The organism is Paraburkholderia sp. Ac-20347 (assembly GCF_017104805.1).
In the GTDB taxonomy this organism is placed as follows: Bacteria; Pseudomonadota; Gammaproteobacteria; order Burkholderiales; family Burkholderiaceae; genus Paraburkholderia; species Paraburkholderia tropica.
Genome location: NZ_JAAGPN010000589.1, coordinates 1 through 1,248, shown reverse-complemented (window position 1 = coordinate 1,248; position 1,248 = coordinate 1). Strand labels below are relative to the sequence as shown.

Annotated in this window: 1 protein-coding gene; it reads left to right on the top strand. The window is 60.1% G+C overall.

What is annotated here, in order from left to right; all coding sequences use genetic code 11:
* The first annotated feature begins 60 nt into the window (after positions 1-60).
* Positions 61-1,217 (top strand): IS3 family transposase gene (locus G3N97_RS38875; RefSeq protein ID WP_205998011.1). Its coding sequence is split into 2 segments (ribosomal slippage): positions 61-328 and positions 328-1,217, totalling 1,158 coding nucleotides; the frame shifts between segments, so codons are not numbered across the junction.
* The last annotated feature ends 31 nt before the right edge of the window (positions 1,218-1,248 follow it).

Sequence of the window (1,248 nt, the reverse complement as noted above, 5' to 3'; positions counted from 1 at the left end):
TGGCCTTCCCCTGTTCTCCCGGACACATCAGCTAAGCTGACGTAATCCTGAGAGGATGGAATGAGCAGAACAAGAAGGCACTTCACCGACGAATTCAAACGCGAGGCGGTCCGGCTATGCAACGAGCCGGGTGCTGTCGTAACCCAGATAGCGCGCGACCTTGGCATTGGCGAGAATCTGCTGCGCCGTTGGGTCAGGTTGGCGCGAGATGGGGCGCTGGAGATGGACGCCAGCAAGCCACTGCGAGCCGAAGCACTTTCCGAAGTGCAGCGCCTGCAGCGCGAGTTGAGGCGGGTCACGATGGAACGCGACATTCTAAAAAAAGCGCTCGGCTACTTCGCGAAGGACCCGCAGTGAAGTACGCCTGGATAGTACGGCAGCGCGGCGTCTGGCCGACTCGGGCCATGTGCCGGTTGCTCGGGGTCTCGCATAGCGGTTTCTACGAATGGCTCGGTCGAGCACCGGGCAAGCGTTCGCAGGAGAATGTTCGACTCGCGCGGCTGGTCCGGGAAAGTTTCGAGTTAAGCGACAAGACCTACGGTAGCCCACGCATCTGGCACGATCTGCGTGCAGCGGGCGAACGCTGTGGAGTGAATCGTGTTGCCCGACTGATGCAGCAGGCTGGATTGCAGGCTCGACAGCGGCGACGTCGCATGCCTGGCAATTCAGGGGCTGCGGCGGCTCACGGCATCGCGCCGAATTACCTGCAACGCCAGTTTGAAGCTGACGCGCCGAACCGGAAATGGGTCGCCGACTTTACCTATATCTGGACTGCGGAAGGCTGGTTGTTCGTTGCCGCCGTGATGGACCTGTACTCGCGCCGCATCGTCGGCTGGTCAATGAGCAATACGATGCACGCAAAGATGGTGGCCGATGCGTTGCTGATGGCGCTCTGGCGTCGAGGGCGACCAGCCGAATTGATACATCACAGCGACCAGGGCAGCCAGTACACCAGCGAGGACTTCCAGTCGCTACTCAGGCAGCAAGGCATTACCTGCAGCATGAGTCGTCGCGGTGATTGTTGGGACAATGCCGCGATGGAAAGCTTCTTCAGCACCCTGAAGACAGAGCGTGTGAACCGAAGCGTCTATCGCACGAGGGACGCGGCGCGGGCCGACGTGTTCGATTACATCGAGCGCTTCTACAATCCGCATCGCCGACATTCAACACTGAACTTCCTTAGCCCGGTTCAGTTCGAGCAACGCATGACGGGCTAGTTTACCTGTCCGGAAAAGCGGGGGAAGGCCA